This window comes from Streptomyces sp. NPDC033165, from assembly GCF_055577965.1.
In genome coordinates this window covers 664276-685861 of record NZ_JBVIPK010000002.1, presented here as the reverse complement: position 1 = coordinate 685861, position 21586 = coordinate 664276, and the positions used below count along the sequence as shown (strand labels likewise).

General features: G+C 69.6%; 21 protein-coding genes. 3 read left to right on the top strand and 18 right to left on the bottom strand.

Annotated elements, in window-relative coordinates; genetic code table 11:
* Positions 1–6 precede the first annotated feature (6 nt).
* Complete coding sequence (locus ACZ5WC_RS07500; protein WP_468539902.1) at positions 7–600, bottom strand: hypothetical protein; 594 nt, start codon at positions 598–600, stop codon at positions 7–9.
* Between the two features lie 296 nt (positions 601–896).
* On the opposite strand from ACZ5WC_RS07500, the gene ACZ5WC_RS07495 reads away from it, so the two are divergent.
* Positions 897–2879 (top strand): hypothetical protein, encoded by a 1983-nt coding sequence (locus ACZ5WC_RS07495; protein ID WP_468539901.1) that lies wholly within the window; start codon positions 897–899, stop codon positions 2877–2879.
* A 19-nt stretch (positions 2880–2898) separates the two neighbouring features.
* Positions 2899–3504 carry a hypothetical protein gene (locus ACZ5WC_RS07490; protein ID WP_468539900.1) on the top strand — a complete coding sequence of 202 codons (606 nt, stop codon included), beginning with the start codon at positions 2899–2901 and terminating at the stop codon, positions 3502–3504.
* Between the two features lie 43 nt (positions 3505–3547).
* Here ACZ5WC_RS07490 and ACZ5WC_RS07485 read toward each other — a convergent pair whose 3' ends face one another.
* Positions 3548–5353: an eCIS core domain-containing protein gene (locus tag ACZ5WC_RS07485; protein WP_468539899.1), complete on the bottom strand. Its 1806-nt coding sequence runs from the start codon at positions 5351–5353 to the stop codon at positions 3548–3550.
* Positions 5354–5380: 27 nt separating this feature from the next.
* Here ACZ5WC_RS07485 and ACZ5WC_RS07480 point away from each other — a divergent pair, with 27 nt between their 5' ends.
* Positions 5381–5554, top strand: a complete 174-nt coding sequence (locus ACZ5WC_RS07480; RefSeq protein WP_468539898.1) for a hypothetical protein — start codon at positions 5381–5383, stop codon at positions 5552–5554.
* Between the two features lie 426 nt (positions 5555–5980).
* Here the strand turns inward: ACZ5WC_RS07480 and ACZ5WC_RS07475 are convergent, their stop codons facing one another.
* The 16 genes from ACZ5WC_RS07475 to ACZ5WC_RS07400 form a co-directional block, all read right to left on the bottom strand.
* Positions 5981–6565, bottom strand: a complete 585-nt coding sequence (locus ACZ5WC_RS07475; protein WP_468539897.1) for a DinB family protein — start codon at positions 6563–6565, stop codon at positions 5981–5983.
* Positions 6566–7010: 445 nt separating this feature from the next.
* Entirely contained in the window at positions 7011–8471 is a 1461-nt protein-coding gene (locus ACZ5WC_RS07470) for an amidase (protein WP_468539977.1), read from the bottom strand.
* 211 nt (positions 8472–8682) lie between these two features.
* A complete protein-coding gene (locus tag ACZ5WC_RS07465) occupies positions 8683–9330 on the bottom strand; it encodes an OmpA family protein (protein ID WP_468539896.1) in 648 nt (215 codons plus the stop codon).
* Positions 9331–9338: 8 nt separating this feature from the next.
* Positions 9339–9956 carry a hypothetical protein gene (locus ACZ5WC_RS07460; protein WP_468539895.1) on the bottom strand — a complete coding sequence of 206 codons (618 nt, stop codon included), beginning with the start codon at positions 9954–9956 and terminating at the stop codon, positions 9339–9341.
* Between the two features lie 34 nt (positions 9957–9990).
* Positions 9991–10599 carry a pilus assembly protein TadG-related protein gene (locus ACZ5WC_RS07455; RefSeq protein WP_468539894.1) on the bottom strand — a complete coding sequence of 203 codons (609 nt, stop codon included), beginning with the start codon at positions 10597–10599 and terminating at the stop codon, positions 9991–9993.
* Positions 10599–10829, bottom strand: coding sequence for a hypothetical protein (locus ACZ5WC_RS07450; RefSeq protein WP_468539893.1), 231 nt, complete (start codon positions 10827–10829; stop codon positions 10599–10601). The genes ACZ5WC_RS07455 and ACZ5WC_RS07450 overlap by 1 nt, the downstream gene beginning before the upstream one ends.
* Before the next feature lie 213 nt (positions 10830–11042).
* A complete protein-coding gene (locus ACZ5WC_RS07445) occupies positions 11043–12071 on the bottom strand; it encodes a response regulator (RefSeq protein WP_468539892.1) in 1029 nt (342 codons plus the stop codon).
* Between the two features lie 55 nt (positions 12072–12126).
* Complete coding sequence (locus ACZ5WC_RS07440; protein WP_468539891.1) at positions 12127–13548, bottom strand: histidine kinase; 1422 nt, start codon at positions 13546–13548, stop codon at positions 12127–12129.
* A 115-nt stretch (positions 13549–13663) separates the two neighbouring features.
* Positions 13664–14551 (bottom strand): DUF5936 domain-containing protein, encoded by an 888-nt coding sequence (locus ACZ5WC_RS07435; protein ID WP_468539890.1) that lies wholly within the window; start codon positions 14549–14551, stop codon positions 13664–13666.
* A gap of 29 nt (positions 14552–14580) precedes the next feature.
* The gene (locus ACZ5WC_RS07430) at positions 14581–15525 is read right to left on the bottom strand and encodes a type II secretion system F family protein (RefSeq protein WP_468539889.1); all 945 of its coding nucleotides are present in this window, start codon (positions 15523–15525) and stop codon (positions 14581–14583) included.
* 10 nt (positions 15526–15535) lie between these two features.
* On the bottom strand, positions 15536–16873 hold the full coding sequence (locus ACZ5WC_RS07425) for a CpaF family protein (protein ID WP_468539888.1): 1338 nt from the start codon (positions 16871–16873) through the stop codon (positions 15536–15538).
* 71 nt (positions 16874–16944) lie between these two features.
* On the bottom strand, positions 16945–17268 hold the full coding sequence (locus ACZ5WC_RS07420) for a TadE/TadG family type IV pilus assembly protein (RefSeq protein ID WP_468539976.1): 324 nt from the start codon (positions 17266–17268) through the stop codon (positions 16945–16947).
* Between the two features lie 225 nt (positions 17269–17493).
* On the bottom strand, positions 17494–17934 hold the full coding sequence (locus tag ACZ5WC_RS07415; protein ID WP_468539887.1) for a TadE/TadG family type IV pilus assembly protein: 441 nt from the start codon (positions 17932–17934) through the stop codon (positions 17494–17496).
* 3 nt (positions 17935–17937) lie between these two features.
* Positions 17938–19239, bottom strand: a complete 1302-nt coding sequence (locus ACZ5WC_RS07410) for an AAA family ATPase (RefSeq protein WP_468539886.1) — start codon at positions 19237–19239, stop codon at positions 17938–17940.
* A 7-nt stretch (positions 19240–19246) separates the two neighbouring features.
* On the bottom strand, positions 19247–19954 hold the full coding sequence (cpaB, locus tag ACZ5WC_RS07405) for a Flp pilus assembly protein CpaB (protein WP_468539885.1): 708 nt from the start codon (positions 19952–19954) through the stop codon (positions 19247–19249).
* A gap of 335 nt (positions 19955–20289) precedes the next feature.
* A complete protein-coding gene (locus ACZ5WC_RS07400; RefSeq protein WP_468539884.1) occupies positions 20290–21156 on the bottom strand; it encodes a hypothetical protein in 867 nt (288 codons plus the stop codon).
* Positions 21157–21586 lie beyond the last annotated feature (430 nt).

Sequence of the window (21586 nt, the reverse complement as noted above, 5' to 3'; positions counted from 1 at the left end):
TGAGGGTCACACACCGGGCACCGCGTGCCCGAACACCTTCCACGGCGAGATCTCCACCGCGTCCATGACAGCCAGCTGGGGATGGCGGGCCGCCGTCTCGCCGCGTACGGCGACGGCGTCGGGCCAGGCTTCGAGGTGGGCGGTGCCGTCGATGACGACACCGTCCCAGTCGGTGGCGCCGGTCGCGCCGCTCCGGTCGACGACGAAGCCGATGCAGAGCACGGACGCCCGGCCGATCGTCCGCCGGATGGCGTTCACCGCGTGCTCCCGCTGCGGTGCGGGCAGCTCGCCGACGGAGAACTCGACGGCGACGACACCGGCCCGCGCCCGCCGGATGCGCACCAGGAGGTCGAGGTCCCCGTCCGCCCACAACCGGAAGCCGACCTCCTGAAGCCGCTGGAGCCCGGCGACGGACAGCAGCTGTTCACGCGTGACCGGCGAACGCGCGCCGGAGGACGGGGAGTCGAGGCTGACGAGGACGACGCGGCCGGTCACCGGGTGCGCCGGACGGAGCCCCTCCGCCTCCAGGTCCCCCAGGAGCGTCCGGGCGTCCGGCCGGGACCAGCCCAGGTGGTACGAGTAGAAGAATCCGGCGCTCATCGACGCCCCACCCCATCACACGTCATCACGGTGTCGTGGTCGGCGACCACCGGCACCACCGAGCGTACTGAGCGGCGGCCGGGGTGGCGTGGGCCCCCGGACCCACGGGCGGCCCAAAAGCGGAGCAACCGGCGAACGATCGGCACAACCAGCGTCTGTTTCCCGGGACTTGGGCCCACCTTTGGGACCGGGGGCCCGGGCCGCCGCAGCCTTCCGGCCGTACGCTCTCGACCGTCGGGCAACATGCGCGGGGGCGGATCCGGGTTCGGGTTTCACGCCCAGGGAGAGGGTGCGGTGTGAGCGGTGGCGGCGGTGACGGACGCGGCGGAGGCGGTGGCTCTGTTGCGCACGGCCAACAGGACGGCCGGCTCTTCGTGTTGACGCGGAGCTGGGTGGCGGGCGCGCTCGTCTATCTCACCGCCGGGCTGCTGGTGAGCCGGATTCTGCTCGGCCTGCTGGGCACCGAGGCCAGGTTGGACACCTTCGGCTGGCGGCTGGCCCTGATCCACCTGCCCGCGCTCGCCGTGACGCTGCTGACGGTCCTGGCCGCGGCCCGCGTGCTCCCCGACGAGTACCGCGCGTCCTCCCGCCCGCTGTATCTGCTCGCCACCCTCGCCGTACCGCTGGGCGGGCTGCTGTACGGCTTCGCCGTCTCGTGGGACGTGGTGGGGATCGAGGGGGTCCTCATGCCCGCGGTGTCGCTGGCGGCGGGGGCGGCGTCCGGGGTGGCGGTCGACCGGCTGATGGCGGAACGCGCCACCCGGCCCCCGCCTCCGCCGCCGTCGTACTCGTACAACTGGCGTGACGGCGGCGCGACGGCGATGGAGTACCTGGGCGTCGTCGTCCTCGTCGTGCTGCTGATCGGCGCGATGGCGATGGCCGGGGCAGGCGGGCAGATCGGCGAGCGCATCCGGTGCGCGGTCACCTCCCTGGCGGGCGGCTCGTGCGGCGGGGGCGGCCAGGACCCCGAGGCGCGGCCGAGGACGGACGCGGACTACGAGCCGAAGATGTGCCAGATCTCCTCCGTCTCCGACACCGCGGGGGGCAAGGTCAGGATCGGCTGGTTCGAGTGGGGCCAGGAGTACGGCTTCCAGCAGAAGGTCTCCCAGGCGAACACCGATGTGAACGGGGACGGCAAGGTCGACGGCAACGACAAGATCGTCTCCATGACCTTCACGGACGCGGCCTCCGCCGGGGTCACCGCCAGTACGCCCGGCGTCAAGCTCGGGAGCCTCGGCAAGGCGGATGTCGACATCGGCGGCGGCATCAAGATCACCAACGGTGACACCTGGATCTTCGCGAGCGAGGAAGAGGCTCAGCGGATGCGGGACGACATCGAGGAAATGAAGATGTGGGAGACCTCCACGAAGCACAGCGGGGCGTACGGCGGGGGCTGGTACTCCGCGATGAAGTGGGGGGAGAAGAAGGAGGAGGTCGAGCGGAAGATCGGCGACAAGAAGATCTCCTACTCGACCATCGGACTGGACGCCTACGCCGACGGCGGCCTGTCCGTCAAGGGCGGCGACGAGGACGAGCTGGGCGCCAAGCTGGGCGGCAAGGCGAAGTTCTCGCCCGAGGTGACGATCACCAAGGACGACGTGAACGGCAACGAGTCGTACACGTACACCGCCAAGCTCGAACTGGAGGGCAAGGCCATCGGGGACGTGGGCCCGGTCAAGGGGACCGTGGGCGCCAAGCAGAACCGCACCGGTGCCATCACCGTCACCCGCGACCAGAGGACCGGGAAGATCGTCCGTATCGACATGACGCAGACCGTGGAGAACGGTTCGGCGTCCGGCAAGGTCGAGGTGGGCGGCGACAACGGAGAGAGCGGCCAGGACAAGCGCGGCGGCAAGGGCAGCACATCCGACTCCTCAAGCGAGACCGGTGTCGACGTGGTGACGAACTCGATCGTCTTCGGCAAGGAGACGGACGCGGCGACCGAGGCCGAGCGCGCGATCGCCGAACAGTGGCTGGACGGCTCCGGCAACAACACCGCCCCGTTCGAGTACCTCTTCGGCGACCGGGGCATGGACACCCGCCCGCAGGGCGACGATCCCTTCCGGCAGCTGATGTTCGAGGACGGCCTGTCGAGCACGATGCGGTATCTCGGCGAGAGCGACGCCCAGGAGTTCGGCTTCGAGATCTCGCTCGGGATGAGCCTCGGCTTCTCCCTCTCCTCCGAGGAGAAGAAGGAGACACTGACGGACGCACGGTTCCTCGGGGCCCCGCAGGGCGACCGGCGCACGTATCTTCCGTACAGCTACTGCGCGAACTGACCGAAGGGGCGTGAGGGCGATGAGGACCAGGACGCGGAGGACCCGGGTGCGCGGGATGGCGGTGGCCGTCCTGGGGGCGGCCCTGCTGCTCACCGGGTGCGGCGGCGACGGCGGAGAGGGCACGGCCCAGGTGCCCGAGGGCTGGGGCACGCTGGACACCGGGAGCCTCAGCGTCGGCTACCCGAAGAAGGACGGGTACGCCGAGCAGCCGGCGGCCGAGCGCGCGAAGAGCAACGCCGCAGTCGCGCTCAAGGAGGAGAAGGGCATCCGTACCGGCATGGTCTCGGTCCAGCTGGACTTCGCCACCGGCGTGCGCGACGCGGCCGGGGCGGCGGCGGCCGCGGGCGCGGGCATCGGCCTGGGCTCCACCCGCAAGGCCACGGAGGACGTACGCCTCGCGGGCCCGGCGAGCGCCGGTGAGGCCCGCGATGCCCGTCGGATCGACTACGACTTCACGGCGGACGGCCGCGAGTCCACCCCGAACGCCGGTACACCGATGACGGGGGTCCTGGTCGCCGGGGTGGACTCGAAGGGCGTGCCGTTCGTGGTCCGTCTCAACGCGGTGAAGGACGCGGTGAGCGGGGAGGAGCTGGACGCGTTCGTGGAGTCGATCACGGTGAAGTAGGCCCTGCACGCACCGCGTTGGGGCGCGCAGGGCCGGGCCGGGGCTACTTCCTGGGGTGGCGTTCGCCCAGGCGGGCCTCCTGCTCGCCGCCGACGTTGTCACGGACGCCCTGGAGCAGGAAGCCGATGTACTGGAGGTCGTCGAGCAGCTGCTCGTAGCTCGCCTGCGCCTGGATGTCGCGGAACTCGATGCGGCGGTGCGCGGCCTCCGTGTCCTCACCCATGTGCTCCAGGTTCACGGCCTGGTAGTGCAGCCGGTCCTCGGGGTGGGCGTCCACCTTCTCCCGAAGGTGCTGGGGGGCGTTCGCGTGCAGGGGGAGGTTCACCATGTGGGCCTGGAGCTCCCCGATCGCCTGCGGCAGATGCGTCCTTCCGCTCCGCGCGTCGGCGAGGATGCGGTCGAGGAGGTTCCGCACGGCGGGCAGGTGGTCCTGGGGCAGGCTTCCGGTCCAGGGTGCGTTCACCACATCCGTCTCTCGCGGATCGGCGCCGAATTTCGCCACCCAGTTCTCCCAGTTGTCCTCCCATTCCCGCATGGACTGGACGAACAGCTCGACGCTCCCGCCGAACGCCGAGGCACTGTCCACGGAGATGTGGCCGCCGCCACCGGCGATGCTCTGGTCCACGCGCAGGCCGGAGGCCTGGGCACCGCCGAATATGTGATTCTTGATGATGGTGCGCACGTGGGGGTCGCGCATGCTGCTGACCGAGGTCGGGTCGGTCCGCGTCTCCAGGCACGCATCGTCCATGGTGATCTCCCACCACCACCGGGTGTTGCCCTGGGAATACGTGAATCGCTTCCCGGCCTGGTCCTTCACGGTGACATCACTCACCGTCATGGTGAACCCGTTCGGCGGGGCGGTGCCCTGCACGTGCGCGGTCCAGGCGTTCATCTTGTTTCGGGCGTAGGTGATCGCGGCCCTGGCGTTGGCGTCCGCCTGCCCGGTCAGTCCACCGATGTCCACGCGCAGCGGGTTGCCGCCGGCGATCCCGTTGAGGGTGTCGTCCGTGAACGTGAACTCGGTTCCGATGACGCTTCCCGGCAGCGGATTGGCATAGTCCGGATCTTCCCTGACCTTGGCCGCCGTCGCGCACTCCTCCTCCATGATGTTCAGGTACCTCACCACCGTGTTGAGCTCCTGGTCACTGACCTCGGCGTTACCGTTGGACACGGCCCGGGACAGGATCTCGGGAAGGTTGTCCTGGGACGCCGTGCCCATCTGCCGAAGAACGCGCACCTTGGCCTTCTGCTCGACCGGCGCCGCCGCTTCCATGCCCAGCACCACACGCGTGTACTGGGTCACGATTCCCGCGTAGTTGTTCCTGATGTACTCCCGGGCGGTCTGCGCCCAGTCGGCAGGAGCGTTGTCACCGGCGAAGGGCCGGTGGAACCGCTGAACCGCTATGGCAGCGGCGTGCGCGGGGGCCGGGGCGGGGGCCTGCTGGACGGAGGCGGGCTCGTGCCCGGCAAGGGCCGGGGCCTGCTGGACGGAGGCGGGCTCGTGCCGGTCCGGTGCGCGGCTCGCGCCACCCGGGCGGGAGAGGGCGCGGCGGGCGTTGGCCTCGGCTTCGCGTTCGAACCGGTCGGAGGGATCACTCACGGAGACCCCGTCGCCCTGATCGGTCCCGGACACCGGCCCCCGCCGCTGCTGGATCACATGGGTCAGCTCGTGCGCCAGAGTGTGCCGGTCACCGCCGCCTTCTCCGATGACGACATGACTGCCGGAGGTGTAGGCGCGGGCCCCCATGTCCGCGGCGGTGGCCTTCGCGGCGGCGTCGGTGTGAACCCGCACGTCGGAGAAGTCGGCGCCCAGCCGGGATTCCATGTCGCTGCGGGTCGCGTCGTCCAACGGCCGTCCGGGCGCACGCAGTACGTCGTGGACGGCGGCACGCTGCACAGGAGCGGCCCGGTCGCCTTGGTGGCCGCACCCGGCGGAGTGCTGGTGCTGCTCCTCACCACGGTCCTGATCCTGGGCCTGGCCCTGGGCCCAAGGGTGGCCCGCATCGCGCAACATCTGGACGACGGCAGCGTTACCCGCGCGGGCCTGTAAGGCCGCCAGACCGGACGTTGCTGTCGCCGCCGCCTGCTCTTGGGACGCGAACTGAGCCCGCGCCTGGCGTCGACCGGACCCCGCGGCGGCTTTGCCGGGCTCGTTGTGCAGATGGGAGTGGGTCATCTCTACTGCCTTCGGGACGGCGACGTTCGCGCGGCGTCGGATACAGGACGATCAGCTAGCAGGGGATATCAACTCGATACCAGGAATATGCGCGTGTACCGGAGAGTATCGAGTGTCAAACTATCGTGCGACTTACGTTGGTCCGCCGACAGTCGGCCGCCGGCCCGGGACATGGCGAACGACGAGGGCGTCACCCATCGCCTGACGCTTCGTTGGATTCGGTGGATTCGGTGGATTCGGTGGATTGGCACCCACGACCGGCATCATGCCGCCCGGACATCCCGTCACATGAGAGAGCCGCTAAGCCTTGATCGGTGCGGCCGACCTGGCGGCCTGCTCGATCCTCGCGCAGTACGCCGCACGGGCTTCGTCGTCGATCGGCTTCTCGTGTTCGGCGCGCAACCCGGTCCGCCCGTCGAGGCCCTCGCGCAGGATATCCGCGTGCCCGGTATGCCGGATGGACTCGCCGAGGACATGGACCATGATGGCGAACAGGTTCGTACTGGCCCAAGCCTCCGGCCACCACGGCACGTGGCCGGGGGCGTCGAGGGGCAGTTCGTTGATCGTCGCGTCCGAGTGTTCCCACGTGCGCCGGTAGAACCCGACGATCTGATCGCGGGTCTCGCCCTCGGTCGCCCACAGGTCGCTGCCGTTGGAGTCCTGCCACCGGGGCAGCGGTTCCGGGGAAGGGCGGTCGAAGACCTCACCGAAGTACCTGGCCTCGACGGTGGCCACGTGCTTGACCAGGCCGAGGAGGTTGGTCCCGGTCGCTGTCAGGGGTCTGCGGGCGTCGTATTCGGACAATCCGTCGAGTTTCCAGAGCAGCGCCTGACGATCCCGCCGCAGTCTCCCGTACAGGTTGTCTTTCGCGAATTCATCGATCACGCGCCACGAGCCTGCCATGGGCTGCTCGTTGGCTCAAGATCCCGTACGTGGCCCGCAACGGCTTGCAGAGCCGAAGCCTGGCCATGGCCGCGGCCCTGACCTGCTACAGCCTGACCTGCTGGAAGAAGTTCGCGAAACCTGGCACATGAGACAACTTCCATGAGGTCGCCCCTTCGCGCGTACCGGACCGTGAGGCGGCGGTAGCCGAAGAGCCAGGCAACCGCCGTCTCGGTCAGGCGCTCGCCGGACTACGTACGGGGGTGAGCCCGCGAGTCCGCAGCGGCGCGGCGGCGCGGCGGCGCGGCGGGCAAGCTTCGCCCGACCGCCGCGCTCCACGGGTCGCCCAGCGGGTCCTGCTCGCCCAGAGACGAACTCAGGGCCGGAGGGAGGAAGACGACACCCCTCCCATCACCTCCGTACCTCGTCCTCTACGAACACCCCTTCATTACGCTCCCCGCTCTGGTGCCTGGAAGCCGCCGATCTTCTGCTCAAGCAGTTCGGCCAGACGCAAAGGGGTACGGTCCTCGAACATCGGGCCGATGAGTTGCACTCCCACCGGCAGGCCCTCCGGGGATCGGCCCGCCGGGATGGCGGTGGAAGGCAGACCGGGCATAGTGGCCAGGCCTGCCCAGACGAGTTGGTCGAAGTACGGGTACTCGATGCCGTCGATGTCGATACGGCGTTGCCTCGGGTCGGGGTGGTGGTCGTGCGGGAACGCCGGAGTGGGCGTGACGGGACAGACCACGGCGTCGAACTCGGCGAAAAGCTGCCGCCAGCCGTGGCGGTGGAACTCGCGACGGTTGTCCACCTCGATCCAGTCGCGGTGACTGAGCACCATGCCGCGCAGCCGCACCGCGTCGAGGCTGTGGTCATCGGTGCTCAGTCCGGCGGCCTGGGAGCGCAGTTGTTCGTACGACTCGACAGGAAACCGTGCGACGGAGCCCGCGACCAGCAACTGCATGTAGATCGTCGCGGCCTCGGCCAGATCGGGCAGCAGCCGACTGTGCCGTTCGACGCGGGCGCCGGCGTCGACCAGCGCGTCGGCCACCCGGCCCACGCCCGCCCGCACGGCGGATCCGGTCGGAATGAACGGATGCTCGTCGAGAACCAGGACCCTGAAGTCGCACAGCCGCTCGTGGCGCGCGGGCGGCAGCGTCACGTGGTGCGCCACGCCGAACGTCAGCGGGTCCGGCCCGGCCATGACGTCGAGCAGGAGCGAAAGGTCCCGGGCGTTGCGCGCCATCGGACCGACGACGGCGAGGTCGGACTCGACCGGCAACGCAGGTGCGTGAGGCGGGACCATACCGCGGCTCGACGCCAGCCCGAGCGTCGGTTTGTGTGCGTGGACACCGCAGAAATGCGCGGGGGTCCGCAAGGAACCGGCGAGGTCGGAGCCGATGGACAGCGCACCGAATCCGGATACCAGGGCCGCCGCGGAACCGCCGGAGGACCCACCCGAAGTGCGGCCGTGATCCCACGGGTTATTGGTGGTGCCGTAGATCTCGTTGAAACTCTGTATGTCTTGCAGCCCCAAAGGCACATTCGTCTTGCCGAGCACCACCGCACCCGCGCTCTTCAGCCGCGCGACCTGCACCGCGTCCTCGGTGGGCAGGTAGTCCCGGTGCGGCGGCATGCCCCAGGTCGTGGGCAGCCCGGCCACGTTGTACGACTCCTTGACCGTGACCGGTATGCCGAGCAGCGGCCGGTCCTCACCCCGGGCGCGTGCCTCGTCGGCATCGCGCGCGGCTGCCCGGGCGCGGTCGAAGTCCGGCACGCAGATGGCGTTGATCGCCTTGTCGTCCCGTTCGATACGGGCTATCGCCTCGTCGGTCAGTTCCGCCGAGGTCACCTCACCGGAACGCAGGGCGGCCGCCATTTGTTCGGCCGTCAGAAACTTCCGCTCCATGAACTCCGTGAACTCCATGAATCCGAACGTATAGGCCTCCGGGACAGGGCACGAAATAGCGATTCACACAACGGGGTGGATAGCTCGCTCCTCCACCATGAGCCGCGTATCGCCCGCTACGCACGTACCCGCCACCGCTTTCAGCAAGCGATGGCGGGTACGCCGGACAGTGGGCCTCCCGGCCCCGCACAGCCCTACGTGGAGGTAGAGGTCAGGATCCCTCCCCGCGCGGGAAGGAGACCTCCACGCGGCGGTTCTTCTTCCGGCCCTCCTCGTTGCTGTTGCTGGCGATCGGGTACTGCTCGCCGTAGCCACGGATCTCGTACGTGATCGAGGAGCCGAGCTGCTTCGACAGGACCTTGTGCACGGCGTCGGCACGCTGCTTGGAGAGGACGTCGCCGTGGGCCGAGGAGCCGAGGTTGTCGGTGAAGCCGAAGACGCGGACCCTGGTCGCGTTCTGCTTCTTGACCTCCTCCGCGATGGCGGCGATCCGGGCGTTGGCGGCCGAGCTCAGCTTCGCGCTGTCCTTGCCGAAGAGGACTTCCGCCTGGAGGGCGAACTTGATGTCGGCGTTGCTGTCCTCGCGGCGTTCCTCGCCACCGAGGTCTTCGACCACCTGGACGATGTCGAGGACCCGGCCGGGGGCGAGGGTGCCGCCCTCAGGCATCTTCAGGTCGGGGTCGTTCGGGTCGATGGGAACGGGCGGCTCGGACGTTACCTCCGTGCCGGGCGGGACGCTCGGTTCGTCGTCGGCGTACGAGGGTGACGCTCCGAGCAGCGTGGTGCCGGCGAGCAGTACGACGACCGCGACGGCTTGTCCTACGCTGCGCGCCGCCCGGGGGCGTTGTGTGGTCTTCATGGCCGCACTCACCCAGAAATCTTCAGCGAGGTGGTGGCGAAGGTGGGGAGGGTGAAGTCGACCTCGGTGGTGGTCTGCGGCGGAGCCGGGAACTGCATGAAGACCGACGCCGACTTGCCCGGAGCAAGGGATGAGATCGCCGTGGTGCAGAGGCAGCGGGAGTCGGTGTCCCGAAGAACGTAATAGCGCTTCTTCCCCACCTTGTCCACGAGCGTTGCACCGGCGACGGAGTTGGGGTTCTTGTTCACAATATTCACCTCGGACCCGGACCACGCCGTGGTAATCCGCGCTTGGTCCCCCTCATTGGTGACTTCGCCCTGAACTGTGAGGAATCCGCCCGAGTCACGCTTGACCTCGTTGATCACCAGGACAAGCCCACCCTGCCCCCGCGCCTCCGCGAGCTTCACATCCGGGTCCACGTTCTCTCCCGCAGCCGTGTCCTGCTGCTGCGGCTCACCTTTGTCCTCCGTGGAGGGGCTGGCCGGGGCGGACGGCACGCTGGAGCCATCCTTGCCGGGCTCATCACCTCCGTCGTCGCCGCAGCCGGCGAGAGCAAGGGCCAGGGCGGCCGTCATTGTGACAGCCGTCATCGCCCTTCTGGTCGTCGTGGTCCGCCGCATGCTCATGGTCCGATTCCTCTACTCGTCGTTCGCTTCGCTGTCACTGGTCGACCAACCGCACATCAAAGAGGGTCCGGCTCACGCTCTCCCACGGTGGAGGGCCGGCGGGCAGGATCTCGACGATCTCGCCATTCCGGCACGTGAAGATGAAGAGGTCCTGGACTCCGTCACTGTTGGAGTCCACAGCCTTCGGGTTGGGGCAGCGGAACTCGATGAGGGCGGTGGCCTTCGCCTTGGCCTTCTTGTTCTGCGAACCGGGGAGCACCGGCGAGTCCACCGGCTTGCGGCCCTCGACCTCGACCGTGATCCGGTCGCGCAGGTATCCGGGGGTCGGATAGCAAAGCCTATTGTCCGCGTCGTTGGCGGAGGCCAGTCGTTGCGCCTCGGAACAGGGCGCGTCGAAGGGCTCGATGAGGAAGGCGTCCAGCATGTTGTGGTGCAGCGAGGCGTAGAACCCGGGCCCGAAGTCGTCACGCGCCTGCTGAGCGGCGGCCAGCGCGGCGGCGTCGGCCGCGCCTTGGGACCCGTTGCGTAGTGCCGAGGCTTTGCCTACAGCAAAGAAGGCCAATGCGAGGAAGAGCAGGCCCGCCACCATCATGATGTAGATGGGGAAGGCCTGCCCTGCATCGCCGCGTGGACGTGTACGCATCAGCCAGAGGTGATGGCCGTCACAAGGCCGTCGATGCGGTCCGAGATGTTCCCGCCGATCCCGGCGGCCGCAATCGCACCGATGATCGCCACGACCACCAGGATGATCCCCAGGTACTCGAACGCCGTCTGCCCCCGGTCCTTCGCCGCGTAGCGCTTCTGCATGCTGCTGACGGCGGTGTTGGCCCAGCCGTTGACGCGGACGGCGGTCTTCAGGGTGATGTTCGACATGGTGTGACCCTCCTGGTTCGGCCGGCCGGTTGCCGGCCGACTCGCACGTTTCTGCGGTGTCGTTCGCGGTACCGGCTTCCTCCTGGCCGGTTTCGCTGGCGACATGAGAAACATAGGGGGCCAACGCCGCTCGGCCAGAGGGTCCGTGGGCCCATTCACGGGCCCAAAGGGTCACCTGGGCCCGCGCGGGAGCCGTCGTGGGGGTGCGCTCGCTCATGGCTGCCGCCCCGGGGTCCTCGGCGCTGTGCCGAGCCAGTGGGCTATCGCCTCGCTGCGGGTGGCGCTGTGGAGCTTGGTGAAGATGCGGTTGATGTGATTCTTGACCGTCTTCTCACTGATGAAGCAGGTGGCGGCGATCTGCTGATTGCTCATTCCGGACGCAATCAGGTCCATGACCTCCACCTCCCGCGAACTCAGCCCGTACTGCTGCCTGTTGGGGGCGGACACCGCCCCCTCGCTTACCGAAGACTGTCCCACAACAGGTTGCAGTTGCGAAAGGCCTTCCGAAGGTTCAGCCGGGCGTGAAGGGGGCGGGGGTGGTGTCGTCGTCAGTGCCGAGCCGAGGCCCTCGGGGAGGGGCTCCCGGTGCGGGGCCGTGCCGTGGCGCATGTGGGCCAGGAGGGCGTCAGCGGCGGTGACCGTGAAGTTCGCGCGGCCGTCCTTCGTGTCGCGTACCGCCTGGACCAGCTGGTCGGCCGTGAACTCACCGTGCACCAGATAGCCGCCCGCCCCCAGGCGCAGGGCCTCGTGGACGATCTGGCTCTCCCTGCTGTACGTCAGCATCAGTACGGGGGCGATGCCCACCAGGTGCGGCAGGGCCGAGATGCCGTCCACACCGGGCATGCGGACGTCCAGCAGGACCACGTCGGGGCGGTGTTCGAGGGTCTTCTCGTACGCCTCTCGGCCGTCCGCCGCCTCCGCGACCACCTGGATGTCCGCCCGGCCCGACAGCAGCACGCCCAGGCCCGCCCGGACGACCGGGTTGTCGTCCGCGACCACCACCCGGAGCCGCTCGGCCGCCGGTGCGGCGGGTCCGGAGGGAAAGCCGGAGGCGACGGGGGGCGCGGGGCTGATCGCAGAGTGCTGGGGGGTGTGGTGGTCGGGGTGGCCCGCGGGGCCGGGGTCCGACGCGAGCGGGATGTGCGACGAGGTGTGCTGGGAAGCGTGAGGGTGGGCCACCGTCCTGTGGGAGTGGCCCACCGCCCCGTAGCCGCTCGGCGCGGGGGAGACTTCGTCCGGCATACTGCGACCTCCTCTCAGGGTTGGAAGTTATAGGGACTGCGGGGGCTGTGGGGGTCTATATGGGTGTGTTACCCGGTGTCCACTGATGGCGGGGGGTCTCGGTCGACTGATGGCGGGGGGTCTCGGTCGACCGGGAATGGGTTGGGGTGGGGTGGGGCCGGCCTGGGTGAGGTGTTCCTTCGCGCCCCCACAACGCCGCCAGCGGCAGTTCCAGGCGCACCTCCGTGCCCTTCTCCGCCTTCCCCCGGCCGATCCTGATGCGGGCCCCGATCGACGCCGCCCTCTCGACCATGCCCACCAGGCCGAAGTGACCCGCCCGGCGCAGCCCTTCCAGCGTCGTGCCGGCGGGGAGGCCCCGGCCGTCGTCGTACACGCTGATGCGGAGCACATCGCCCTTCACGCCCGCGAGGACGATCAGGTACGTCGGGCCCGCGTGGCGGTGGGCGTTCTCCAGGGCCTCGGAGGCGACGGTGAGGAGTTGCCGGGCGACCGCCTGCGGGACCGGGGGGACCGGGATCCCCTCGGACAGGCGTCGGAAGGTGGCCGCTACCGGATGGCGCTCGGTGAAGTCCTGCGCCTGGATCGCCAGTTCGGCGACGATGTCCACACCGCCCTCCAGGCCCTGTTCCCGGCGCAGGTCCGTCAGGAGTTCCCGCGATTCGGCCGCGGCCCTTCGCGCGGCGCGGGCCACCAGCTCCGCCTGGAGTTTCACGGTGGGCGGGTCCATGCGGTCCGCCGAGCCCGCCAGGCCGTCGGCGGCCATCGCCAGACCGTGCAGGGTCTTGGCGACCGAGTCGTGCATCTCCCGGGCCAGGCGCGTGCGTTCGCCCTCCACGGCCTCGTTCACCGCCAGCCGCGCCCGGGTCTCGGTGAGCGCCTGCGTGGCCGTCCCGAAACGCAGGAGCAGGTTGCGCAGGGTGACTCCGACCGCCCCGGCCAGTACGCAGAAGCCGGGCAGCAGGAGGGCCGTCGCCCCGCCGCTCTCCAGCTTCGGGACGCTCGCGTACACACCGAAGACGATCACCACCTGGAGCGCCGCGAAGACCGCCGCGCCGCGCCAGCCCTGGATCAGGCCCGCCAGCAGCGGGGTGCAGACGGTGACGTACGCGAGGGTCGACTCGGGGGTCGCCGTGACCAGCAGCAGGGTGCCGAAGAACACGTCGACGGCGAGCAGCCAGGGGTGGCGCAGGAGGTACGGGCCGAAGCGCTCCCAGTCCCGGAACAGGAGGTACGAGCCCATGAAGGTGACCAGGATCGCCGTGCCGATGAACCAGGTGGGCAGACCGGGCGCGGTGTGGCCGATGGCGTACGGGGTCGCTATCGCGATCATCGCCAGGCGGAAGCCGAAGACCTGGCGGCACATCGCCTGGAGCGCGTTGACCTGGATGGCGAAGGCCGGGCGGGCCGGGGTGCCGGTGTGCGCTCGGGTCAGCTCCGTGGCCAGCCCTGGCTGGGAACCGGTCAGCTGGTATGCCATGTTCCTGTCACCTCCGTCTCCTCTCCCTTACGTCGGTCGCTCGGATACGCCGGTCGCTCAGCGCCCAGGCCCCCCGAGCGCGTGAGGTTCGTCCCCATCCCGCCCGTCGTTCATGTCAGCCGCCCGTGATAAACGCGAAGTCGACATCCGCCCCGTACACGAATCCGACCGTGAGGAGCACGAGCGTGCCGGGGAGCAGGAACGACGTCACCGCGAACGTCGCCTTCGGGACCGCCTTGGCCGCCTTGCGGCGGGCGTTCTGGGCGTCCGTGCGGCGCATGTCGTTGGCGATCTGGATGAGCGTCTCGACGATCGGCGCTCCCAGTTCCTCGCCCTGCTGGAGTGTGGTGACGAACATGGCGACCTGCTCGGAGTCGTTGCGTCTGCGCAGTTCCTCGAAGGCCTGACGGCGGCTGACGCCCATGTCCATCTGCCGCAGGGTGATGCGCAGTTCGTCGGACCACGGGCCTTCGTACTTCTCCGCGACCCGGTCCAGCGCCTGCCGGAAGCCGAGCCCGGCGGAGACGACGACGGCCAGCACGTCGAGGAAGTCCGGCAGGGTGCGTTCGATGTGCTCGCGGCGTACCCGGATCGCCGACCAGATCCCGGCCTCCACCCAGAACAGGCCGAAGGCGATCATCAGGAGGGCCAGGAACAGCTGGCCGCGCAGGAGCATCGAGAACGCACCGAGGAGGCCCAGCGCCCCGTAGACCGCCCGGCGGGCCGCGTAACGGTCGATGGTGAGGCCGCCGGGGTTGCCCGCCAGGTCGATCTGGCGGCGCTTCTTGTTGACGGCCTTGGGTCCCATCACCCGCAGCACCATGGGAGCCCAGCGGATGCCCAGGCGGTCGATGCCCGAGCCGACCGCGCTGGTGCGGGTGGCCCCGGATTCGAGGGCTACGGCGAGGTCGCCGGGGAGCTTGGCGTCGGCCCGGTACATCCGGATGCCGTGGATGGCCCCGTACACCGCGAGGCCGACGACCAGAGCCAGCAGCAGGTCCATGTCCGTCCTTCCCCTCTCTCTTCCTGACGTCAGACGTCGATACGGGACAGGCGGCGGATCACCACGAACCCGATGGCGTACAGGGCGATGGCGACGACGACCGCCGCCTGGCCGATGAAGGCGCCCGTCATCCGGTCCAGCGCGCCGGGCATGACCGCGTTCATCAGGAGCATCGCGCCGATACCGAAGGCCGGTACGGCGTAGGCGGTGACCGTGACCTGGGAGAGCTGGGTCTTGACCTCGCGGCGGGTCTCCTTGCGCTCCTCCAGCGTCTCGGTGAGGTTGCGCAGCGAGCTGACGACCGTACCGCCCGCCCGGTTGGAGAGGACCAACGTCGTGACGAGGACGACCAGTTCGCGGGAGGGGAGGCGGTCGGTCAGTTCGCCCAGGGCGTCCTCCAGGGGCTCGCCGACCGCCAGACGCCGTGCCACTCTGGCCAGTTCCTCGCCCGCCGGGTCCTCCAGCTCCTCGGCGGCCATGGAGAGCGCGGTGCGCAGAGCCAGGCCGGCCTGGGTGGCGTTGGCGAGGATCCGGGAGAGCTCGGGTAGCTGGTTGATGAAGCGCTCGGTGCGCTTGGCCCGCTGCCAGTTGAGGAAGGCGTTGGTGCCCCAGAGCCCGATCAGGGCGGCGACCGGGCCGAAGAACGCGGCGAGCATGGCGGAGGCGATCATCCAGAGGCCCGCCATCGCCACGAGCGCGTAGACGAGGAACTCGCCGGGGGTGAGCTCCATGCCGGTCGCGGCGAGCTTCAGCTCCAGCTTCCGGCCGAGCGCGGTGCCGCGCAGCCTGCGGTCCAGGCCCTTGAAGCGGCGGACCCGGCCGGACTCGGGGAGCTGCCCGACGTGGGAGAGGCGTTCGACGAGGGCGTCGCGGTCGGCCTTGCCGCCGGAGTAGGCGTACAGGCCCATCACGCCGAGCACACAGGCCACCAGCGTGACGCCGACGGTGATCAGGGGGAGGTTGACGTTGTCCATGGCTCGGTACCTAGTTGGCCTCTCGGGTGGCGAGTTGTCCGGCGCTCTCGGCGACGCCGAACGCCTGCGGGATGGGCTGGCTCGCCATGTAGAGGCGGTCGGCGATCTTGCGGGGCAGCGGGAGGTACTGGAAATCTCCGTGGATCCGGCCGTCCGGGGCCATCGGCCGGGCGTTGAACCGTGCGACCGTGACGATGCGGTACGGGTCGCGGCCGTGCGAGTCCAGTACCGCGATCTCGGTGATCTTCCTGGCCCCGTCGGCGTGCCGGGTGAGCTGGACGATCACGTCGACGGCGCTGTTGATCTGGTCGTGCAGCGCCTCGAAGGGGATCTCGACCTCCGACATGGAGGCGAGGGTCTGGAGCCGCATCAGCGCGTCCTCGGCGCTGTTGGCGTGCACGGTGGCCAGTGAGCCGTCGTGGCCGGTGGACATCGCCTGGAGCATGTCGAGTGACTCTCCGCCGCGGACCTCACCGACGACGATGCGGTCGGGGCGCATACGCAGGGAGTTGCGGACCAGGTCGCGGATGGTGATCTGGCCCTTGCCCTCGACGTTCGCCGGGCGGGACTCCAGCCGGATGACGTGGCTCTGCTGGAGCTGGAGTTCCGCGGAGTCCTCGATGGTGACGATGCGCTCGGAGTTGGGGATCAGCCCGGAGAGCGCGTTGAGGAGGGTCGTCTTGCCGGTGCCGGTGGCGCCCGAGACGATGACGTTGAGCTTGGCCTGTACGAGACCGGCGAGCAGGACCAGCATCTGTTCGTCCAGCGAACCGAAGCCGATCATCTCCTGGAGCGTGAAGGAGCGCGGGAAGCGCCGGATGGTGAGCGTCGCGCCGGTCAGCGACAGCGGCGGGATGATGACGTTGACGCGTTCACCGCTGGGCAGGCGCGCGTCGACCATCGGATTCGACTCGTCGACGCGGCGGTTGACGGTCGACACGATCCGCTCGATGGTCTGCATCAGCTGCTCGTGGGAGCCGAAGCGCATCGGGAGCTGTTCGACCTTGCCATTGCGCTCGACGAAGATCTGGTCGGGGCCGTTGACCATGATCTCGGTGATGGACGCGTCCTCCAGGAGCGGTTCCAGGATGCCGAGGCCGAGCGCCTCGTCCACGACGCGGCGGATCAGCTGGGAGCGTTCCACGGTGGAGAGCACCGGGCCCTCGCGGCTGATGATGTGGCCGAGGACGCGTTCCAGCCGGGCCCGCCGGTCGGCGGCGGCCAGCGAGGACATCTCCGCGAGGTCGATCTCCTCCAGCAGCTTGGCCCGGTAGGTGGCCACCAGGTGGCCGTCCTCCCGTGCCCCGCCCTGCTCCTCCGGAGCGGTGATGCGTGCCCGCAGGCTCATCTGCGTAACTCTCCTCGGTGTCGCGGATGGTGCTGGTCCGGTCGGTACGTGCGGCCTCCGGCCCGCCGGTGCTACTCGCGGGGCATCGTCGAACTGCGCTCGGCCCGCCAGTCGTCCAGCCCCGGGACGATGGAGGGGATGCGGATGCTGACCGTCGCGGTCACGTCGTCGCCGCCGCCCTCGCTGTAGCGGAAGCCGTCGCCCTTCCGCACCCAGTCGCTGACCGCGTTGCGGGCCGCGGCCTCTCCGGTGCCGTAGGCGTCGTAGCTGGCCGCCGTACGGGCTCCGGCACGGGCCGCCGTGCCCGCCTGGTTGGCGGCGTACGCGGCCAGGCCGAGCTGGATGGCGAGCAGGGCGACGAGGAGGAGCAGCGGGAGGAAGCCCAGGTACTCCATGGCCACCTGGCCGCGGTCGCGGCGCCCGGCTTTCGTACGGGTGCGAAGGGAGCGGGCGCCGGTGGGAGTGCGAAGCGCGCGGGGGCCGGTGCGGTGGCCCAGCGCACGGGCGTCGGTGGGGTGGCGAAGCGCGCGGGCGTCGGTGGGGTGGCGAAGCGCGCTGGGGCCAGTGGGGTGACGAAGCGCGCGGGCGTCCGTGCCGTCCGGGGTGGTCGTCGTCATCGCTCAGTTCTCCCTCGCCGATCCGGCCTCGCCGGTGATGTGGGTGTCGAGATCGAACAGGCCGGGCACCAGCACCGGCACCTTCAGCCGCACCTTCGCCTCGTACAGGTCGCCGTTCGGGCCGCACGTCACCTCGACCGTGCTCGACCAGGCGTCGGGCAGGTCCTCCCTCGCGCCCGCCTCGCAGGCGGCCCCCTGCGCGAACTCGGCACCGCTCCCCTTGCGCGCGCCCACGTCCGCCGCGTTGCCCGCGAGGCTGAACGTGTAGCCGATCAGGGCGCACTCCCACAGCACGAGCATGATCAGGATGATGAAGGGGGTCATGCCCAGGAACTCGACGGCGGTCTGCCCCCGGTCATCCCGCCGGGCCGCCCAGGGCCCCCGCCGCCCCCGGCTCCCTCGTATGCCGCTGTCCGCGTCCACAGTCGTTGTGGTGGTGGTCATCGCTCAACGTGTCCCCTCGGAGTCTGCGGGTCCGCCCCACCGCCGGAGCGGGCGTCCGATCGAGCCGCGGTCGTTCTTGAAGGTGCCGCTGTTCCTCTTGGCCAGGGCGCCGCCGGCCTTCTTCGTCGTCGCGTTCTCCTTGACGATGCCCAGCTCCCCGGCCAGCCCCCAGAGCGCCTGCTTCACGGTGCTCTTGGCGTCCAGTTCGTGCAGGCGTCCGGCGTCGACGCAGGCCTGGAGCTCCTTGAAGTTGGCGGGGACCGCCGCCGAGGCGACCCGGGTGCCGGTGATCTTCTGGATCAGGGGCGGCTGGATCTCGGTGTTGCGGGTGAAGCGGTTGACGAGGGTCACGGTCTCCTCGGCCTTGCGGATCTGGAGCCGTTCCCACATCCGTACGATGCGTTTCGCGCCGCGCACCGCGACCACGTCGGGGGTCGTCACCAGCAGGGCCAGGTCCGCCATCTCGATGGCCGCCGCGTTGGCCCCGTTCATCTGGCCGCCGCAGTCGATGACGACGATCTCGTAGCGGGAGCGGAGCGCGCTGACGATCTGGCGGGCCGAGCGGTCGGTGACCTCCTCGCCGCGTTCGCCCTCGCCGGGGGCGAGCAACAGGGCGAGGCCGGTGGAGTGGGAGAACACGGCGTCGGACAGCACCCGGGGCGAGATGTCGGTGATCAGGGCGAGGTCGACCAGGGAGCGCCGGAACTGGACGTCGAGGAACGAGGCGATGTCCCCGGTCTGGAGGTCCATGTCGACCAGGGCCACCGAGTTACCGGACGCCTGGGCGGCCAGGGCGAGTTGGATGGCCGTGACGGTCGCCCCGACGCCGCCCTTGGCGCCGGTGACCGTGACCACCGTGCCGCCGGGGCCGGTGAAGACGTCGTTGCCGGAGGAGAGGTGGCGGCGGACCCCGGTCGACCACTGGGCGGCCGCCTGGACCCGGTTGGCCAGCTCCTCGTAGCTCAGCGGCAGGGTGACCAGGCCGCGCGCGCCGGAGTCCATCGCGGCGGCGAAGAGACCGGGGCTCGCGTCGGCCGTGATCATGACGACGCCGACGGAGGGGAACCGCAGGGACACCTCCCGGATCAGCTCCAGGGCCGGGACCGGGCCGATCCGCTCGTGGACCAGCACCACCTCGGGCAGCTCGTCGAGCGCCTCGCCCGCGAGGCGGGCCAGGGTGTCGATCAGCTGGGTGGAGTCGCCGACGGGGGTGGCCGGTTCGGCGTCGGGCAGCTGGCTGAGCAGCGTGGTGACGGAACGGGCCGCATCGAGGTCACCTACGGCGGGGAGGATCCTGGTGGTCATCCGGACCTCACTTGTCCTTGTCGAGCGTGTAGGTGCGGTCGCCGGGACGGATGGTGCCGTCGCTGCCGGGGGCGACGAGTGCGAGGCGCACGTGCTCCGCGAAGGACTCGGCGTAGGCGATGCGCTGGGTGTCCAGGGTGTTCAGGGCGAAGGTGATCGGCACGGCCTCGGTCGCCCGCGTGCGCCGGTCGGCCGCGCCCGGCTCCAGGGCGGTGAGCTTGCCGACGTCCAGCACCTTGGCATTGGCCACGATGACCTTGGACTGGGCGGGGTCGCCCTGCTGTTCACCGGCGAACGTGGCGTAGACGTTGACCGTGGCACCCGGAGTGATCTTGCCCGCGACGCCGGTGGAGGCGTCGATCATGATGGCGATCTCCTGCTCACCGGCCCTCAGTTCGGGCTTGCGCACCATCATGTCCGACTGGAGCAGGGAGCCTTCGCGGAGCTCGGTGACCGCGATCTTCGACTCGACCTCCCGCAGATCGGTCACGGCGTTCTCCGAGAGCCAGCGCTTGGGCATCTTGATCTTCTCGAACTGGCCGCTGTTCAGGGTCGTGTACGGAGCCACGCTGGTTTTCAGCTGGTACGCGGTCACCTCGGGGCCGACCTTCGAGTTGACGTCGCTGATCACCGAGAGCACGCCGGCGAAGGCCGCGAAGGCGCACAGGACCGACAGGAGCAGGAGTATCACGCCGCGGCGCTGGCGGGAGTTCATGGTCCGGACAACCTCGTTCGAATCGGATGCGTGGGGCAGCGGACAGAGAAGCGGGACACGGGACGGAGGGACGATGGAGGGCGGAGGACGGGCAGGCAGTAGGAGGACGGAGGACGGACGGGCAGTGGATGGAAGGACGGACGCCTTGGTGTTCGCGGGCGGTGCGGCGGCGGCGCGGGAGGGGGACGGTGGCGCTGGACGGTACGCGGGTGGGCCGCCGGCGGGGAAGGGGACGGCAGGAGCGGTGCCCGCGGGGACGGCAGGAGCGGGGAATTGAGCGGGTGGGTCCGGGCAGGAAGCCCAGGGCCGGGTGGCCCAGGGCCTGAGCGGTGGAGCTAGGGGCCCGCCGACGCGTCGGCCCCATGGTGGAGGACACCGCCGGAGGCCGTCCGGTTCTCCGGGGGCGCGAGCGGTGCGGAGCAGAATGCGCAGCGGTCGCCGATGAGTTCCATGGCGCACCAGTGACACTTCTCCCGGCGTACGGAGGAGACCAGCTGGTAGAGCACGGAGAGGTCCGGGAGGTAGGCGGCGAACTCCACCAGTTTTCCGGTGCCCCACCAGCGCGGCGAGTCGGCCGGAACCGCCGTGTCGTGCACGGCCTGGACCTTCCAGGCAGGCGCGAGGGTCTCCTGTACCCAGTCCGACTGCAAGTTCCCTCTGGCCAGCAGAAGATGCGTGCCGAATTCCGGTCCGGCCAGCGGTTCCGCGGCCGGGCCGACTTTCACGAGCTGCGGTTCGGGACCGGCGAGCACGGCGAACTGGGAGCCGGGAACCCAGGACTTGGCATGGCTCTTGAGGCTGACCGGGACCCGGTCGAGCCGGGCGACCGAGTTGAGGAGAGCGCCCGCGTAGATGTAGTGCGAGAGCAGCCGGGCCGCGGAGGCGACCACCCCGGGGCTGAAGTCGCAGATGGACAACTGCCGGAGCTGGCGGACCAGTACGGCAACGCCGAGGGGCGGGAGGTCCACCTTGACGAGGGCGATCCGGTCGCTCTCCAGGACCGATCGGATGGAGTGCAGGCGCCGCTCGTGCTCGGGGCGGATGCCCGAGGAGTAGACGGCGATCACATACCCGTGCTGTTCGAGCAACAGGTGCATGTCGCCGATCGCCAGCTCCAGGGCCTGGGCTTCGGGGGCCTGGAGCAGCGCCGCGGTCGGTGTCTGCTGATCGGTGGGCGGCAGCACCTGATCAGCACTCGTCACTGCTATTGCGGTCGGCACGCTCTTCCCCGTTTCGGCTCCGGCCGACGTCGGGACGTCGGCCGCAATCGCTCCTGCTCGTGCTCCTGCACCAGCACTTTAGCCACGTCTCACCAGGCAGAGAACAGTTATCGGAGACCAGTGCGTCATCATGCGAACACTGTTCGTACGGGGCTCGGGTACTAAACAGGATGAAATCGATTTCACTCAACTCTCCTGACCTTGCGGAGCGTTACCGAAGCGCGTGTCCGGAATTCGATCACGCATTCATTCGCGCACGTCAGCCGTGAAGCGAGGATGCCCGGGGGGGTGAGGGGCTTTTCGCGGCTGCCGTTTCCGTCACCGTCCGAAGGTCTTCGCAAGATCACCCGTGCGGGGGGAAAGTCGCGTCTGCCGAGAAGCCTCCGAGTCATCTCCAGGCAAAGAAGCCCTG

Coding starts and splice junctions, on each gene's coding strand:
- ACZ5WC_RS07440 (WP_468539891.1), bottom strand. CDS start 13,548: ATGGCATACCAGCTGACCGGTTCCCAGCCAGGGCTGGCCACGGAGCTG.
- ACZ5WC_RS07430 (WP_468539889.1), bottom strand. CDS start 15,525: ATGGACAACGTCAACCTCCCCCTGATCACCGTCGGCGTCACGCTGGTG.
- ACZ5WC_RS07415 (WP_468539887.1), bottom strand. CDS start 17,934: ATGACCACCACCACAACGACTGTGGACGCGGACAGCGGCATACGAGGG.
- ACZ5WC_RS07425 (WP_468539888.1), bottom strand. CDS start 16,873: ATGAGCCTGCGGGCACGCATCACCGCTCCGGAGGAGCAGGGCGGGGCA.
- ACZ5WC_RS07455 (WP_468539894.1), bottom strand. CDS start 10,599: ATGCGTACACGTCCACGCGGCGATGCAGGGCAGGCCTTCCCCATCTAC.
- ACZ5WC_RS07420 (WP_468539976.1), bottom strand. CDS start 17,268: ATGGAGTACCTGGGCTTCCTCCCGCTGCTCCTCCTCGTCGCCCTGCTC.
- ACZ5WC_RS07490 (WP_468539900.1), top strand. CDS start 2,899: ATGAGGACCAGGACGCGGAGGACCCGGGTGCGCGGGATGGCGGTGGCC.
- ACZ5WC_RS07445 (WP_468539892.1), bottom strand. CDS start 12,071: ATGCCGGACGAAGTCTCCCCCGCGCCGAGCGGCTACGGGGCGGTGGGC.
- ACZ5WC_RS07435 (WP_468539890.1), bottom strand. CDS start 14,551: ATGGACCTGCTGCTGGCTCTGGTCGTCGGCCTCGCGGTGTACGGGGCC.
- cpaB (WP_468539885.1), bottom strand. CDS start 19,954: ATGAACTCCCGCCAGCGCCGCGGCGTGATACTCCTGCTCCTGTCGGTC.
- ACZ5WC_RS07450 (WP_468539893.1), bottom strand. CDS start 10,829: ATGTCGAACATCACCCTGAAGACCGCCGTCCGCGTCAACGGCTGGGCC.
- ACZ5WC_RS07470 (WP_468539977.1), bottom strand. CDS start 8,471: ATGGAGCGGAAGTTTCTGACGGCCGAACAAATGGCGGCCGCCCTGCGT.
- ACZ5WC_RS07500 (WP_468539902.1), bottom strand. CDS start 600: ATGAGCGCCGGATTCTTCTACTCGTACCACCTGGGCTGGTCCCGGCCG.
- ACZ5WC_RS07460 (WP_468539895.1), bottom strand. CDS start 9,956: ATGAGCATGCGGCGGACCACGACGACCAGAAGGGCGATGACGGCTGTC.
- ACZ5WC_RS07465 (WP_468539896.1), bottom strand. CDS start 9,330: ATGAAGACCACACAACGCCCCCGGGCGGCGCGCAGCGTAGGACAAGCC.
- ACZ5WC_RS07410 (WP_468539886.1), bottom strand. CDS start 19,239: ATGACCACCAGGATCCTCCCCGCCGTAGGTGACCTCGATGCGGCCCGT.